The 15,909-nt window shown below is 39.8% G+C and carries 12 protein-coding genes; 8 read left to right on the top strand and 4 right to left on the bottom strand.

The features are described 5' to 3' along the window. Window positions 1–134 precede the first annotated feature (134 nt). Entirely contained in the window at window positions 135–2,291 is a 2,157-nt protein-coding gene (locus ACRD64_RS20415; RefSeq protein WP_430935520.1) for an elongation factor G, read from the bottom strand. Window positions 2,292–2,958: 667 nt separating this feature from the next. Between ACRD64_RS20415 and ACRD64_RS20410 the strand changes: the two genes are divergently transcribed. Together ACRD64_RS20410 and ACRD64_RS20405 are read left to right on the top strand one after the other, a co-directional pair. After that, window positions 2,959–3,327, top strand: a complete 369-nt coding sequence (locus ACRD64_RS20410; protein WP_430935518.1) for a DUF190 domain-containing protein — start codon at window positions 2,959–2,961, stop codon at window positions 3,325–3,327. A gap of 406 nt (window positions 3,328–3,733) precedes the next feature. Further along, complete coding sequence (locus tag ACRD64_RS20405; RefSeq protein WP_430935516.1) at window positions 3,734–5,326, top strand: alkaline phosphatase family protein; 1,593 nt, start codon at window positions 3,734–3,736, stop codon at window positions 5,324–5,326. Window positions 5,327–5,683: 357 nt separating this feature from the next. On the opposite strand, the gene ACRD64_RS20400 is transcribed toward ACRD64_RS20405, so the two are convergent. Then, window positions 5,684–6,394 (bottom strand): hypothetical protein, encoded by a 711-nt coding sequence (locus ACRD64_RS20400; protein ID WP_430935514.1) that lies wholly within the window; start codon window positions 6,392–6,394, stop codon window positions 5,684–5,686. A 240-nt stretch (window positions 6,395–6,634) separates the two neighbouring features. On the opposite strand from ACRD64_RS20400, the gene ACRD64_RS20395 reads away from it, so the two are divergent. The 4 genes from ACRD64_RS20395 (at window position 6,635) to ACRD64_RS20380 (ending at window position 10,734) form a co-directional block, all read left to right on the top strand. Then, on the top strand, window positions 6,635–7,120 hold the full coding sequence (locus tag ACRD64_RS20395; RefSeq protein ID WP_430935512.1) for an RNA polymerase sigma factor: 486 nt from the start codon (window positions 6,635–6,637) through the stop codon (window positions 7,118–7,120). 2 nt (window positions 7,121–7,122) lie between these two features. Then, window positions 7,123–8,163 carry a hypothetical protein gene (locus tag ACRD64_RS20390; RefSeq protein ID WP_430935510.1) on the top strand — a complete coding sequence of 347 codons (1,041 nt, stop codon included), beginning with the start codon at window positions 7,123–7,125 and terminating at the stop codon, window positions 8,161–8,163. 83 nt (window positions 8,164–8,246) lie between these two features. Further along, entirely contained in the window at window positions 8,247–9,128 is an 882-nt protein-coding gene (locus tag ACRD64_RS20385) for a porin family protein (RefSeq protein ID WP_430935508.1), read from the top strand. A 52-nt stretch (window positions 9,129–9,180) separates the two neighbouring features. Beyond that, window positions 9,181–10,734, top strand: a complete 1,554-nt coding sequence (locus tag ACRD64_RS20380) for a WG repeat-containing protein (protein WP_430935506.1) — start codon at window positions 9,181–9,183, stop codon at window positions 10,732–10,734. Between the two features lie 503 nt (window positions 10,735–11,237). Here ACRD64_RS20380 and ACRD64_RS20375 read toward each other — a convergent pair. Beyond that, window positions 11,238–12,527 (bottom strand): MFS transporter, encoded by a 1,290-nt coding sequence (locus tag ACRD64_RS20375; protein WP_430935504.1) that lies wholly within the window; start codon window positions 12,525–12,527, stop codon window positions 11,238–11,240. A 146-nt stretch (window positions 12,528–12,673) separates the two neighbouring features. On the opposite strand from ACRD64_RS20375, the gene ACRD64_RS20370 reads away from it, so the two are divergent. After that, entirely contained in the window at window positions 12,674–13,114 is a 441-nt protein-coding gene (locus ACRD64_RS20370) for a hypothetical protein (RefSeq protein WP_430935502.1), read from the top strand. A gap of 66 nt (window positions 13,115–13,180) precedes the next feature. Here the strand turns inward: ACRD64_RS20370 and ACRD64_RS20365 are convergent, their stop codons facing one another. After that, complete coding sequence (locus tag ACRD64_RS20365) at window positions 13,181–14,599, bottom strand: glutamate synthase-related protein (RefSeq protein ID WP_430935500.1); 1,419 nt, start codon at window positions 14,597–14,599, stop codon at window positions 13,181–13,183. Between the two features lie 305 nt (window positions 14,600–14,904). Between ACRD64_RS20365 and ACRD64_RS20360 the strand changes: the two genes are divergently transcribed. Next, complete coding sequence (locus tag ACRD64_RS20360) at window positions 14,905–15,879, top strand: polyprenyl synthetase family protein (protein ID WP_430935498.1); 975 nt, start codon at window positions 14,905–14,907, stop codon at window positions 15,877–15,879. Window positions 15,880–15,909: the final 30 nt, after the last annotated feature.

Raw genomic sequence — 15,909 nt, 5'->3', positions numbered from 1 at the left:
AGTTACAGTGAAGACCTCAGTTTTTCGCATAATAAAACATCCGATGCCAAACCACACCGGATGTTCATTCTCAACAATTAAATTAAACCAAACCTATTCAGTGTCCGCTCTTCAGAGCAACCACAAGAATATCATTATGCTTCTGCAAGTTCTTTTTCGTAGTCAGCCAACAGCTGGGCCTGTACATCATGCGGAACAATGTCGTACTTGGCAAATTTCAGCGTAAACATAGCTCTTCCACCGGTAATTGAACTCAGTGAAGTGGAATATTTATCCATTTCTTTCAAAGGTACTTTGGCTTTGATCACCTCAAAACCTTTTTCGCTGCTCATACCTTCAATAAGTGCGCGGCGCCCCTGCAGGTCACTCATCACGTCACCCATTCTGTCCGATGGCACTTTTACCTCAACATCGTAAATCGGTTCCAGTATTTTTGGCCCTGCATTTTTAAATGCCTCACTAAAGGCATTTCGTCCGGCCAACTTAAACGATATTTCATTTGAATCCACGGCATGCATCTTGCCATCGTACACACAAACCCTGATATCGCGGGCATAAGAACCTGTCAATGGGCCTTCCTCCATTTTTTCCATGATCCCCTTAAGGATTGCGGGCAAGAAACGGGCATCAATGGCACCACCAACAATACAGTTATAAAACATCAGTTTACCACCCCACGGCAATTTAACTTCTTCAGTTCCCCTCACATTCATTTTAAACTCCTGACCGTTGAATTTATAGCTTGTAGGCACCGGCATCCCTTCTTCGTACGGCTCAATCACCATATGCACCTCACCAAACTGTCCCGAACCACCGGACTGTTTTTTATGTCGGTAATCGGCGCGGGCTGCTTTAGTAATAGTTTCGCGGTACGGGATTTTGGGACGAATGAATTCGATCGCAATCTTATCATTGTTTTCGATTCGCCATTTCATCGTATTCAAATGGAATTCGCCCTGACCATTAACTATAATTTGCTTCAATTCTTTAGAGTATTCCACCACCAGTGTTGGATCTTCTTCGTGCATACGCAGCAAAGCCTCACCTAACTTTTCGTCATCATGCTCATTAACAGGCGCCAATGCAGTTCTGAATTTATGATCGGGATAATGAATAGGTTCAAAAACATAATCACATCCCTTAACATTTAAGGTATCGTTGGTTTTGGTCTCTTTTAATTTCACGGTAGCGCCAATATCCCCGGCCACCAATTCAGCAATTTTGGTTCGTGTATTTCCCGCCACACAATAAAGCTGGGAAATGCGTTCTTTGGAACCCTTTGTCATATTGATCAGGTCTATCCCCTCGCTGATCTTACCCGACATTACTTTAAAAAACAACACTTCTCCCAAGTGAGGTTCAATACTCGTTTTAAAAACAAAAATAGAAGCCGGTCCATCAGATGTACAGGTAACTTCCCGGCCATCTTTTGTTACCGGTTTTGGCATCTCCGAAACAAAAGGAACAATATTTCCGAGGAATTCCATTAAACGCCGAACGCCCATATCCTTACGGGCTGCCACACAAAACACCGGATACAAATCCCGGGCAATTAAACCCTTGTGCATACCTGCCCTCATTTGATCTTCATCTAAACTACCCTTGTCGAAGAATAATTCCATTAAATCCTCATCATTCTCGGCAGCAGCCTCCACAAGCGTGTTATGAAGCTCATCAGCTTTTTCTTTTTCTTCCGCAGGAATTTCCAGCACTTCCGGTTTACCACCGTCCGGGCCCCACTTATACATTTTCATTTTAAGCACGTCGACAAGGGCATTAAACCCATCACCCGCGTTAACAGGGTATTGAACGACAACCACTTTGTTTCCAAAACTATCTTTTGCTTGTTCTATGGTTTGTTCAAAGTTCGCCTTTTCGTGATCGAGCTGGTTGGCTATAAAAATAACCGGCTTATTATATTGTTCGGTATATCTAAAAAGATTTTGTGTTCCTACCTCAACGCCTTGCGTAGTATTTAACAGCATTAAAGCAGTATCTGTAACATTAAGGGAAGTGATCGCTCCGGTGATAAAATCATCTGACCCCGGGGTATCGATAAAGTTTATCTTTTTCTCGAGCCATTCGGTATACATCACCGAGGAAAACACGGAGTATCCGTATTCATGTTCTACTTTGTGATAATCTGATACCGTGCTCCGGTTTTCAATATCGCCTCTGCGGCTGATAACACCACCCTCAAATAACATAGCCTCGGCGAGGGTGGTTTTACCCGAGCCTGAACTTCCAAGGAGCGCGATGTTCTTAATTTGATTTGCTTGATATACCTTCATAAAACATTAGAATTGCGGTCAAATCAAAAAATCAAATTTTATAGAAGGAATTTAAATCACAGCCCCCAAATTGAGCTGTTTAAATCACCGTAACTGCATAAATATTTGAAGTTGAGTTCTGACCATGTTAATAAATAAGGGATTGTAGAATGCGCTTATCCTCTTTTTAATCGTACAGAGTAACAAAAGCTAAACGCCTTCAAAGGATATAATCTCAAAATTAATAATATTTAAATAACAATCAAGTAATCCACAATTAAAGTTAGTCCGAATATCCTTCTTTTATCCATTCGCCCATCTTATTCATGAGAATACATAAATAATGACGAAGGCCGTTGGTTGTTGACGGCGCAGCCATGACAAGCCTGGCTTCGTTGTTGGTTAACTCGTGACTATAAATGTCACGATCTTTGACCTGGCTTTTATTATCATTTCAACACCCATTACAGTCAATTCTAGAACCAGGCATAAAACTCGATGCAGATCTAAATTACTTGAAAATTAAATTTTTATAAAACGGCAACTCACGGGACAAAAAATTTATTGATTTTTTTCGGGTTAAAATTCTGAATAAAACATTTTATCATTTTATGTTGAAAGTGTGCTTTATTAGTTGTAATTTGATTGAACTAAACTTGAAGGAATCAGCACAACAAAAAAAGGAGATATGATATTAGACGGGAAAGCTAAAAAGCTTAAAATAATTATACGGGAGACGGAAAAGGTATATCAACGTTCGCTGTATGAAGCCATCGTGTTTGCCGCCAAAAAATATACCCTGGCCGGATCGACGGTTAGCAGAGGCGTTATGGGGTACGGTGCCAATGGATTAAGCAATGCCTCCAAAACCTTTGAACTTTCCGAAGATCCACCCATTATTATCGAAATAATTGATCGGCAAGAACGAATAGAAGATTTTTCAAAAGTAGTATCCGGCCTGATTGACAAGGCCAATGGGGCTGGAATTATCTATATTGAAGATGTCGATATTGTTTCTTATCGCAAGCACGAAGAAGTCAAGTCAACCGTAAAATAATATCACATGACCTCTGGGTTTTTCGAACCTGGCATTAATTTTAGAATCCAGGGTTTAAAAATGGTCATTTTTGCTATCGGTCACCATCCGTCATAAGCCGGATACGGTTTCTGCGATTAATTTTTGCTGTCCATTTATCTGGAGCTATCACCAGGCTGCTTGGGGTTGGCCTTTCATACTCAACAAACAAAGGTTATAAGGTAAGTTGCACGTTCATTGCTTTAATACGAAGACGAAAACCCCCTGTACTGCTATACCTTATACTTTGTATGGGCGTGCGAAAAGCCGTATAAGAGCATTCATGTTTTTGTAATTCGACAAGTAATATAGGTTATATAGGTTAATTTATTTGAGATATTGCGTATTGCTGACTATTTTTGCGCTGTTTTTTAAATTATCAGCTCAAATGAAGTTATCTCTTTTCCTCATTATTTTTATTTCTGCTTTCAGCTTAATTTCAGCCCAACCCCCGCAGGCTAAGCAAGTTCCCAGGTTGGTTATTTTTTTAAATATAGATGAGCTGCGTACCGAACACCTGATCTCCTTCAGGGATAAATTTAGTAGGCTTGGCTTCAATCAATTGGTGAATAAAGGTACTTTTTACCATAAGGGCAACTATAATTCAACCTCATCCTTCAGTGGCACAAAACAAGTGAATATGCATTCGGGCTGCTATCCCAATACGCACGGAATAATCGGAGATTCGTGGTACGCCATTCATACAGAAAACAAGGAGAAATCAAGTCGTTTTATAGCTACAGATGAAACTGCCCAACCTGATTCGGGTTATATCGAATTTTCAAATCTATATTCTACCACAATTTCGGATGAGTTGAATATTTTTTATGGTGGGAAATCAAAAATTGCTGCCATTTCATTTTCTCCCAAAAAAATGGCCTACCAAGGATTTATCGATAAAAAACTAACTTTTTGGTTTAACCGTACTACAGGCGGAATGACCTCAGCGGATTCGGAGGAGTTACCTTGGGTTGAGAAATACAACAGCATGAAGTTTGCGGACGCGTACACCGAAAGACAGTGGGGACCACTTAGAGACTTAAAGAAATACCAGGAGTACATTTCGAAAGAGTCGGTTAAACCGAGGCATTTTATGTATGATATGAGAAGCAAATCCAACTCTAACCTACCCTACGAAAAAATGATTGGATCGCCATATGGCAATGTTTTGTTGCGTGACTTCATGGCTTCACTTATAATTAATGAAGAAATGGGCAAGGACGATTATCCGGATTTGCTGAGCATAAACCTGTCATGTAAACCTTTTTCAGAAGAACCGCATGAAATGTTTGATGCCGAAGTTGAAGATATATTGCTAAGGCTGGACATTCAAATAGAATCCATCATTCAATTGGTAAAAGATAATGTTGGAATGGAACGCACCCTGATAGTTTTAAACTCGACGCCAACCATGGGGTGGCTGCCGGAAACTCTTGAACAAAACAACCTGAACACAGGGATTTTTAACGGTAGAAAAACCGGAGCTCTCCTTAATTTATATTTGATGGCTATTTACGGTCAGGGAAAGTGGATAAAAGGGTACAACGACAAGCAGTTTTATTTCAACCATAAATTATTGGAGAAGGCAAAAATAAACCTGGAAGAGATTCGGGAAAAATCTGCCAAGTTTCTGTTAGAGGTTTCGGGGATAGACAAAACGATTACTGCCCACCACTTAAGGGTTAACGAATATACTACGGGTATCTTTAGCAAGTTTCAGCAAAACTATTTTTATGGCAGATCGGGCGATTTATTTATCTCTTTAAAACCGGGTTGGATCGAAGCAGTAAATGGGGGCCGAACCATCAAATATGAACAGAACTGCTATTCCCCGTTAATATTTTTTGGATGGAAAGCAAAAGCGGAGCAAATATTCGACAGTGTAGATATGATTAACGTAGCCCCTACCATTTGCAAAATTCTGCAAATAACAGAGCCTAATGGTTGCATCGGGGAACCGTTTAAAGAAATAGTGGATTAATCTATCCTTGGATAGATATTTTCCTGACAGACCGCTTTTAGCTTAGTTAAGTTCCTGTATTGTTAAGGTATTGAATTCTAGCTTTTCCACTGCAAAGGGATGTTTGAAAAACCGCGAATTAACATTTTCGTCTCTTACCCGGATTACATTAGAACTTCGATATGATCGTTGCAAGGGCATTTATGGCGATGGACAAAAGAAGTAACAAAGTTTACATTAAAAATACTGAACAAGCCAATGATGTAATCAATATAAATAAAACAGGGCTTTACCGAAACAAGGCTTAAAGTGAATCTACGAAGTGCCTTGTTTTGAAGCAATATGCAAAAACCAACTGTTTGCACCATGTAATCCGGGTTAAAAGTCCCACTGAATACCCACCATAAGTCGAGGCATAAATTTGGGTTGATCCACTGCATTGTCGGCATCTTTGTACTTGTATTTTGTATCCGACCCCTGCTTGTTTCTGGCATTTACATTATCGTTATCGCGATAGTAGGCGGTATCATGCCCCTGCATCTTAGCGGCCAGATAATAATCCAAACCCGCAGTTGCAATCAGCTTCAAATTATCTGAGATGGCATATCTGCTTTCGAGTCCTCCTCCAATACCAAACTGTTTTGTGGTGATATCAAAGTCTTCGTTGCCGCCCACGTATTTAAAATTACCGTTGAAAAAAGAATAACGTGGCCCAACAAACCAATACGAGTTTGAATTACCCAACAAAGTCATCCCCTTCAATAAATCCAGTCGAAGATCAATGTTCCTCCCTTTTTTTTCGGGAGTTCCATTGGTGGCATCGTTAATAAAAACACGGCGCGCCTTGGAAGAATTTCCCGGGTTTAACCAGGTGTAACCTAAGCCTATCCTGATATCAAAAGGAAATTCTGTGGACAAATCCTCAAAAATGATATTGGTTCCCAGGCCGAAACCTCTGTTTAATCCGGTCAGAAATTGTAAGTCGGCCTTATCCTTAAACTTACCTTGTGCAGTTACAGTGTGCTCCGCACATAAAAAAGATACTGCCCATAGCACCAACCATATTGTGTTGCGTGATTGAGTATTCATAATAATGTTGTGTTGTTGATATGCAATAAACGCCAATGGTATGGAATTATTGCATGTTAAAAAAAGACCCTCCCTTCTGTTATATTTAAATAAAAAGTTTCATTTATTTTATTACACCTGTAACTTTACGATAATTTGGGCGTCACACCCATACATCGATAACGATTTTCTGGTATTGACAGACAAAACACAATCAAAAAGAGAATCCGCATCGGCATAATAACCTGCTGCTTAATCTGGATGACAGTAAAAGAATATAACAAGGGTGTAGAACAGTATTCCGACAATATCTATCGATTTGTCCTGAAAAACATCAAGGACACCGAAAAAGCGAAGGACATTGTTCAGGATACATTTGAAAAGGTATGGAAAAACCATAAGGATATCTCGTACGCAAAAGTTAAGAGTTACCTTTTTTCCACAGCTTATCACACACTGATAGACGCTATACGAAGAGAAAAATATAAGGCTGAATGGGACAAGGCCGACGATAACAAGTATTATACCAACCAAAGTTATTCCGACCTGAACGAGGTGTTACACCAAGTGCTGGACATGCTACCCCCCGATCAGAAAAATGTTATACTGTTGCGTGATTATGAAGGGTATTCGTACAAAGAAATTGCTGATATAACACAACTGAGCGAAGCACAAGTGAAGGTTTACATTTATAGGGGTAGACAGTTTTTAAAAAATTACATCGGTAAAATCGAGGTATTAGTGTGACTATGATTACAAAGGAAAATTATGAAATATGGATGATGGATTATTTGGACGGAAACCTTTCGGATTCCCACAAAGCCTTGCTGCTTCAATTTTTAGAAAAAAATCCCCAAATAAAAGAAGAACTGCAAGGTTTAGATAAAATCATTTTAAGTCCTGATGAAGAGGTACACGCCCCAAAAGCCAACCTGTTAAAGGCACCGGAAGCCTATGCAGACATGGCCTATCCCGATTACATAGGGGCAAAAGAAATAGAAGTCGGATTAGACGAAGATGAAAAAACCTGGAAAGCATCCTACCTGCAAGAGTACGATAACAGGTTATTTTTACTTTACCCCAAAACTATTTTAAAAGCAGATCAAACGATTCAATACCAACCTAAAGGAAACATAAAGCGGGCCGTGTTGATTCCAACCTTAAAGCTGAACACATTGCGCAAAGTAAGTGCCGCTGCCATCATTACTTTTTTGCTTTCGTTTGGAGCCATGCCATTCCTCAAAAAATCGTCTGATGACATCCAAACCGTTGCAGTAAATGATCCACCATCGTTAATTACCATGCCCAAAACCAACACCCAAACAACAACACCAAAAAAGAACGTTAAAACTAAAAAAGAAGAAACCGAACCATATCATGTTGTCGAATATTCGACAGAAGCCGTAACAAATACAGCAGATCAATCCGTACCTGAAAAAGTAGAATATGAATCGCTACCTAAAAGAGAGGTTTATCCATTGAAAACAGAAAAAGTAAATGCCTACGAATTAGGTTTAAATGCCATGATGCCTATTGTTATTGCCAACAATTTATTGGAAAGAGAACAGAATTATTTGGCCATGCAATCGGAAGTTAAGGAAGAAAGCCAACGCTTAAGCCGCAGTGCCAAAGCAATTGCAAGTGGAGTTAAGGTCATTAACTTTTTATCGGGTAACGAAACAAAAATGAAGAAAGTCTTAAACCAGGATGGCGTTATGGTAGCCTATGAGGTAGAGTCTGATAACATCTCTATTAGGCAAAGAATTAAAAACAAACCTGTAACTAATTAAGCGCCTAAGCGTCCTAAAAATGAAACGTCCGGAAGTTTCGATTATTGGATGCAATGTGCGAGTTACATTTAAAAACGAGAATCATGTTTAAATTATATACATTATTAATTATTTGTACCATTCTTATTCCTACCGGAATTTTCAGCCAGGAAAAAGAAAAGAAAAAGCAGAAATCGACCGACATTATCCTTATAGATGATAAGGACTACAGAGCGGTTTTTGGTTTTCCCAATGCCAGAGTTGAAGTTAACGAACACAACGATACCGTGGCTAAAATTACTATTGGCCGCAGAAGGTGGGAGTTTATTGAAAATTATGACGACACCAAAGTGAGAATGGTTAAGGTAAATAGAGAAACCTTTAAAGGGCATTGGGCTGGCATTCAATTGGGTTTTTGCAACTACGAAGAAACCGACCAGGCCAATTTTATGGACTTGAACTCAGGAAAGTCGATGACCGTAGGCATTAACTTTTTACAGTACAACATTGGCTTGCAAAAAACCAAGACCAACTTTGGATTAGTAACCGGCATGGGTTGGTCGGTATACAATTATCGTTTTGACAACAACTTTCGGATTATGCAAAACGATGAAGGCATTACCATAGGAGAACCAATAACAGACAGAAAGGTAAAAAAAAGCAAGATAGTTACTTCTTATATCAATATTCCACTTTTATTGGAACTGCAAACTTCCGAAGAATCCAATGTTCATGCTTTTGTTTCGGCGGGAGTTTATGGAGGTTTTAGGTTAGGTTCGCACACAAAAACGGTATATTTTGGCGACGATAAAAAGAAATCGAGACAGGATATGAACATCAACCCGCTTCAATATGGAGTCATGTTTCAAGTAGGCGTCAATTTTATTAAGTTATATGGTACTTACAACTTTTCATCTTTATATGAATCGGACAAAGGGCCCGAGGTAACACCATTTACCGTTGGTTTAACGCTGGCGAACTTTTAAACAGATATCAACCCTTGTGACAGCTGATCAAATAAAACTCAATTTAATTTTCATGAGATATTTAATTACCATACTACTGTTTACTTTTTTCGCCTTAATAGGTCAGGCGCAGGATAAGCCGTTTTTGAACGCTTACGACAAATACTGGGAAATAGACGATGGTTTTTACCGTGTAATGGAAGATGGCAAGATTGGTCTGGTCAATCAAAACGGCGATATCATTATTCCTTGCGAAAACGATCAGGTTTGGAACTTGCAAGATAACGGAAACATTAAAGTACTAAAAAATGGTAAGCTTGGAATTTATAATACCAACGGCGATATTATTGTTCCTACCATTTACGAAATGATATGGGGTTTTGAAGACGGTAAAGCCCGTGTTCTTCGAAATGGCAAAATTGGTTATGTAAACCAACATGGTAATGAATTTATACCTTGCGAATACGATCAGATCAGAACTTTTGAAGACGGCAAAGCAAAGGTGCTGAAAAATGGAAGAACAGGATTTGTAAACCTTTCGGGGCACGAGTTTATCCCTGCCATATACCATAAAATTTGGGAATTTGAAGATGGCATTGCCAAAGTACTGAGGAACGGTAAAATGGGATATATAAATCTCCAGGGGCTTGAGATCATTCCTTGCGAATATCAATCTATTGGAACCTTTATTGATGGTGTGGCCCAAGCGGTGCAGAACGGCCAAATATCTTACATAGATAAAAACGGCAACCCTACATCCAAATTGAAGGAAGATACAATTGTTGAAAACGACGCTAGAGTGGTTTATGCGGATCAAAAAGTGACCGGAAAAGATAGCTGCAAAACAAAAGTTGTTGACCGGGATACAACGGTAATAAAGTTTTTTGGATCTAAAGTCGAAATTGTGGATGAAGACGGCACCAAAGAGTTCTCCTTCGACAAAGACAAAAGCTTCGAACAAAACCGAAACGACCATAAGAAACACAGAAAGTTTAGGGCCCATTATTGGGGAGTGGATATCGGACTAAATAACTACATGAGTCGCGATGGGAATTTTTCGTTACCCGATGGATACAATTATCTATCATTAAATACCGGTAAATCCATTGAGGTTTCGGTCAATGCTTTCCAACAAAATATTTCATTGAGCCGAAGTGGAAACGTAGGTTTTGTTACCGGATTAGGTTTGACCTACAACAATTATCGCTTCGACAATCCAAATATCCCCGTCTCCCTTGCTAATGGGAATTTAAGCTCAGTGGCTATCTCTGATCCCATAGAAAAGAATAAATTAACAACACTGTACTTGACGGCTCCTGTTCTATTCGAACTTCAGTTCAGCCGCAAAAGGCCGGATGCTTTTTATATTTCCACGGGAGTAATTGGCGGATACCGATTAAAATCGCACACCAAGGTAGTTTCGAAAATTGATGGCGACAGAACCAAAGACAAAAACAATGATAGCTTCGCTTTGAATGATTTTAGGTATGGAGCACAGTTGCGTGTGGGTTTCAAAGCCATTAACTTATATGCCACGTACTACTTATCGGAAATGTTCGAGAACGACAAAGGGCCCGAACTTTACCCTATCTCCTTTGGCATATCGTTATACCCGGGATGGTGGTGATACCTTTCAAAAGTATATTAAACATTGGTTACTAACCATTAAAAACTTCGCATAGGGAATGTCCGATCAAATGACAATAATCTCCGGCATGTTAGGACATTCTATTATTTATCCGAGATCTGGCATTAGGAATTAAAAATTTCATTAATATCAATAGGCAGAAGCTGTCCCGATTGCTATCAGGATAGAAAATCTTACCTTGCTGTGTTTAAGATTTTGTAATTAGAGGTACGTAGCGAGCATTTAAAATACCATATAACAAGAAGTTGCTGAAATGAGGCATAGCACCGCTCTGGTGAATTAAAGAAAATTTGAGAAACGCCTTGTTTTCAAGTAGTTAAATTGCACGACAGGATATCTGATGCATATTGCGTGTATAAGTAATGCCTAGATTTTGATCACCGAATTGGCAATCAGGTGAAGTCTAATGTCAATTTTGGGTTCATTATTATCAACAATTTCAATTCTTGTCACTATTGACAAAAACCAGGACTATTCATCCATTACTGAGGATTATCAGCCTTAAAGGAGAAAATGGCTATCAAGGCCAGGCCTATCAATCCCGACAGGGCAATTACCGAATAGGAACCCATCATTTTAAACGACAAACTAAACAACAAAGGCCCCAATGCGCTGGAAAACACGATCATTTGCATACTGACACCAGAAATGGCACCCAAATTTTTTCTGCCATAAAACCGAGGCCAAGCCACGGATGACAGCACTGCAAACATTCCCCCCATTATACCCGAGCCGGCCACCAACATATAATATCCCCAGGGAAAATTCAAGAACGCCAATCCCAGAGAAACTATAATCCCTCCTAGAATCATCACATACAATAGCTTTTTAAGTTTAACAAAATCGCTGACCGCATTAAAAATAAAAGAAGTAGTTACCGAAATAATTGACATGGGCACAAATATGGAAATGGCATCTGCCTTGGATAGTCCAACACTATCAAAAACCGAGATGATATGGAATGTTAGCCCAGTCACGAAATAACCGTTAAACGCCAACATCAGACTATACATCCAAAATGCCCTTGTTTTTAGAGCCTCATATTTTGTAAACTGTTTTCTATCGTCATCGCTCTTTACTTTATCGTTCTTTTTAAGCAGGTTGCCATCCGGTTTTAAGCCCATTACTTCAGGCTTATCCCGGTACAACAAATAAATGAGAATGCCCATGAATAGCAAGATCAGGGCTAAAATCTGCCATGCTTTCTGCCATCCATTTCCTTCAATTAAATAATTGATCATCAAGGGTGAAACAGAAAAACCCAACGATACCGCTATGGAGCTAAAGGCATTAATGCTTCCCCTGTATTTGTCGAACCACAACATTATCATGTTTCGCGAGGCCAAGGTAAGCACTCCCTGCCCTGTAAAACGAATAAAAAAGAAACAGATAATCATTACCACGAAAGGAACAATCCAGGTGTTGATTCCCAGTAATTTTAGCACAAACTCAGATATCACCTGTGATTGAGAACTTATTGCCAGGGACAAAGCCAAGCCGAAGGCCGCAAATGTAGCCACCTTGCGGGCGCCATAAATATCGAACCATTTACCAGCCATACCCAACAAAAACGAACTCCCAACGGTACCAATGGCATAGGCCAAGCTAAAGGCATTTCTATTTAACCCTAAGGCATCTTTCACTGGATCGGTAAAGGTACTTACCCCCATTGTCTGCCCGGGAACACTGGCCCAAATCCCCAGGGTACCAATCACAGCAATAACAAACCCGTAAAAGAAAAGCGGTTTTGTAGAAGCTTCTGCTTTTTGCATAATATCATTAAATTGTAAACCACAAAAGTACGGAATGCAGTAATACCGAAAGGTTAAACAAAATTAAATGTGTTTTTTAACTGAAGCAACGCAACCCATTTAATTTTCGCTGTCATTTATTTAGAGACATAACTAAACATCTAATTATGAAAAAGTACATCTTTATAATACTCGCTGCAATTCTTACGCTCTCTTTCTCGTGCAAAGAAGATTGCCCTTGCGATTGCGGCCTACCTCAATATCCTTGCGGCGACAAGGTTATAATACTTCCCTATTCAAGTTCGAACACAAGATCTGACAACTTTACAATTACCGGGGCACAAATAATTGGCGATTCTTTACGTGTGGATATTGCATCTTCTGGCTGTGCCGGTTCCACCTGGAAAGTTTGCCTATTCGATTCGGGGGCTGTCATGGAATCCTATCCCGAACAAAGATTATTATGGCTGACACTGGAAAACCGTGAAGCATGCGATGCGGTTCCCACCAGAAGTTTTGCTTTTGATATCGCACCTTTACAAATCCAGAGCGATAAAATATACTTGAATCTGCAAGGCTGGAATGAAAAGTTATTGTATGATTATTGAGAATAAAACAGAACGGCAATCTATTTACGAATAAAGAACCGTTCTTAATACTTCCATTAATTACCGTTAAACATGTTCAATATCGGTATGGTCCGATATCTCGCTATTGGTTGTGCACAAATCTTTTATTGTCAGCTGGTGTACATCGTCGTACCCCGTTAAACGGGCAAAGTCTTTTAGTTCCTCGGTGGATACTTTTAGATAATTCTCTATTCGCTTGGCCGATTTTTCAATGCTTAGTCTTTTTCGTAATTCAGGATCTTGTGTGGCTATACCTACCGGGCATTTACCTGTGTTACAAACTCTATATTGCTGACAACCACCAGCAATCATGGCCGCAGAAGCGACAGCTACCGCATCGGCACCTAAGGCCAGCGCTTTGGCAAAATCGGAGGAAACTCTTAATCCGCCGGTTATGATCAGTGAAATCCCTGTTATTCCTTTATCGTCCAGAAACCTGCGTGCCCTGAACAATGCAAACAGGGTAGGTACCGAAGTTGAATCCTTGACAAAACGTGGAGCAGAACCGGTAGCTCCTCCCCGCCCGTCGATGGTAATAAAATCTGGCGCGGCAAAACAAATCACCTCCAGATCATCTTCAATGTTTCCCGCGGCTATTTTTATGCCTATTGGTTTCCCGCCTGTTTTTTTGCGCAACCAATTCACTTTTGATTTTAAATCTTCCTTAGATCTTATATCAGCAAATGCAGCAGGGCTGTGTATTTCCTTACCCTCCTCCTTGCCTCGTATTTCTGCAATTTCTTTGGTTACTTTGCTTGCCGGCAAGTGTCCACCCATACCCGGTTTAACACTTTGACCAATTTTAATTTCTACGGCATCTACTTTCTTAAACGTTTGGTCCGATACACTGTATTCATTGGGAACGTATTCGAAAATATATTTGTAAGCCGAAGAATATTCGTCGGGCAAAATTCCCCCCTCGCCGGAACAAATAACCGTTTTTGCCGCGGCGCTTCCTTTGGCCAGGGCAGTTTTAATTTCTTTTGACAAAGCACCGAACGACATATGGCTGACATAAACGGGTGTTTCAATTACCAAAGGATGTTGGGCATTGGGGCCAATGGTGGTTTGGGTATTCACTTCGTCATTCTTATCTAAAGGGATTTTTGATAATTGCGCTCCTTTTATTAAAACATCGTCCCAGGCAATAATAGGTTTCTTCGTTTTCATGGGTTCCGAAATAGATTCGCCCGTTTCAGCCATGGTATGTATCTCGCTTAAATACACCTCGTTGGGATCAGAAGCTTTTTCCCATTGGGCTAAATACGCCTCTTCCAATTCTTCTTTCTTGTTACTTTGGGTATCTGCAACAGCGCTTTCCTCGTCGTCGTCTTGTTTATCGAAAATATCTTTGGTAGCTCCACAAACAGGACACGACCAATCGTCCGGTAAATCGTCCCACAATACACCCTCTTTTTCTTCGTCGTAAATATGGCCGCAGGCCAAACACTTATATATCGCCATGGTAATGTGTTTTAATTAATTAATACAGCTATCCCTGCATAGTATTAAAAAGTTATCTTCCTTGAATTTAGCTTGTCCAAGTTAGGCAAAAGATACAAAAAAACATTACCAATTCGACCAAACCCAAATATTATTTAAACAATTACCTTCTCGGATGACGAGTAAGTATAGCCACAAATTTTGTTTTCCAAAATTCGTTTGTTGCCTGCCATCTTTAGCAATTTTTCAAATTCCTAAAGACAGATTCTCGGTTAATTCATTAAATTTGGGGGTTTTAATAAATTAAGTTACCGCAATACCATTATATGGCATCATCGAGCAGTATTAAACGCCCCATAAAAAATGAGATGGAGCGATTTGAGCCTTTCTTCAGTGAACAGCTTAAATCAAAAATTCCGTTGTTGGGCATTATCACCAATTATATTTTACGCAGGAAGGGAAAACAGATGCGCCCTATGCTGGTGTTTCTATCGGCTAAATTAACAGGGACTATTTCTGAAGCTTCGTATGTTGCGGCTACCTTAATTGAATTGTTACACACCGCCACCCTCATACACGATGATGTGGTAGACGAAACCTACCAACGCCGTGGCTTTTTCTCCATCAATGCGCTTTGGAAATCGAAGATCGCCGTGCTTGTGGGAGATTATTTTCTGTCGAAAGGATTGATGCTGGCTTTGGATACCAATCAGATTGGCACGTTAAAAGTGGTTTCTACTGCTGTTAAAGAAATGGCTGAGGGCGAATTGCTTCAAATTGAGAAGAGCAGAAAGCTGGACATCACAGAAGAAGTATATTACGAGATCATTACCAAAAAAACAGCAACACTTATTGCCGCCTGCACCACGGCAGGGGCTTTTTCTGTGGATGCTGAAGAAGAAAAAAGGGAGCTGATGAAGCAATTTGGTACTTACCTGGGAATAGCCTTCCAGATAAAGGATGACCTTTTCGATTACGAAAAAACCGACCTGATCGGGAAACCTACCGGAAACGATATCCGGGAAAAAAAGATGACCCTTCCTTTGATTTATGTACTCAACAACTGCGAAGCCAAAGAACGAAAAAGAGTATTATCAATTATTCGCCGGCATCATAAAAACGACAAAAAAGTGGCCGAGGTCATTGAGTTTGTCCGTAATAACGGGGGAATTGAATATACACACGACAAAATGATTGAATATAAAAACAAGGCTCTTGAAATTCTCGACAAATTTGATGACTCTGAGGCTAAACAATCATTAAAAGAACTCGTTATTTTTACAACCGAGCGAAAGAAATAATATTTTTTAGATGAGAGATTTTTTGTCAGA

The organism is Saccharicrinis sp. 156, from assembly GCF_050589685.1.
Classification (GTDB): domain Bacteria; phylum Bacteroidota; class Bacteroidia; order Bacteroidales; family Marinilabiliaceae; genus Saccharicrinis.
Note: the sequence above shows the minus strand (reverse complement) of the source record. Positions and strands in the feature narration are given on the sequence as shown.

Excerpts from the sequence above, each read along its gene's own strand:
- ACRD64_RS20415 (WP_430935520.1), bottom strand. The coding sequence starts at position 2,291 with ATGAAGGTATATCAAGCAAATCAAATTAAGAACATCGCGCTCCTTGGA.
- ACRD64_RS20410 (WP_430935518.1), top strand. The coding sequence starts at position 2,959 with ATGATATTAGACGGGAAAGCTAAAAAGCTTAAAATAATTATACGGGAG.
- ACRD64_RS20405 (WP_430935516.1), top strand. The coding sequence starts at position 3,734 with ATGAAGTTATCTCTTTTCCTCATTATTTTTATTTCTGCTTTCAGCTTA.
- ACRD64_RS20400 (WP_430935514.1), bottom strand. The coding sequence starts at position 6,394 with ATGAATACTCAATCACGCAACACAATATGGTTGGTGCTATGGGCAGTA.
- ACRD64_RS20395 (WP_430935512.1), top strand. The coding sequence starts at position 6,635 with ATGACAGTAAAAGAATATAACAAGGGTGTAGAACAGTATTCCGACAAT.
- ACRD64_RS20390 (WP_430935510.1), top strand. The coding sequence starts at position 7,123 with ATGATTACAAAGGAAAATTATGAAATATGGATGATGGATTATTTGGAC.
- ACRD64_RS20385 (WP_430935508.1), top strand. The coding sequence starts at position 8,247 with ATGTTTAAATTATATACATTATTAATTATTTGTACCATTCTTATTCCT.
- ACRD64_RS20380 (WP_430935506.1), top strand. The coding sequence starts at position 9,181 with ATGAGATATTTAATTACCATACTACTGTTTACTTTTTTCGCCTTAATA.
- ACRD64_RS20375 (WP_430935504.1), bottom strand. The coding sequence starts at position 12,527 with ATGCAAAAAGCAGAAGCTTCTACAAAACCGCTTTTCTTTTACGGGTTT.
- ACRD64_RS20370 (WP_430935502.1), top strand. The coding sequence starts at position 12,674 with ATGAAAAAGTACATCTTTATAATACTCGCTGCAATTCTTACGCTCTCT.
- ACRD64_RS20365 (WP_430935500.1), bottom strand. The coding sequence starts at position 14,599 with ATGGCGATATATAAGTGTTTGGCCTGCGGCCATATTTACGACGAAGAA.
- ACRD64_RS20360 (WP_430935498.1), top strand. The coding sequence starts at position 14,905 with ATGGCATCATCGAGCAGTATTAAACGCCCCATAAAAAATGAGATGGAG.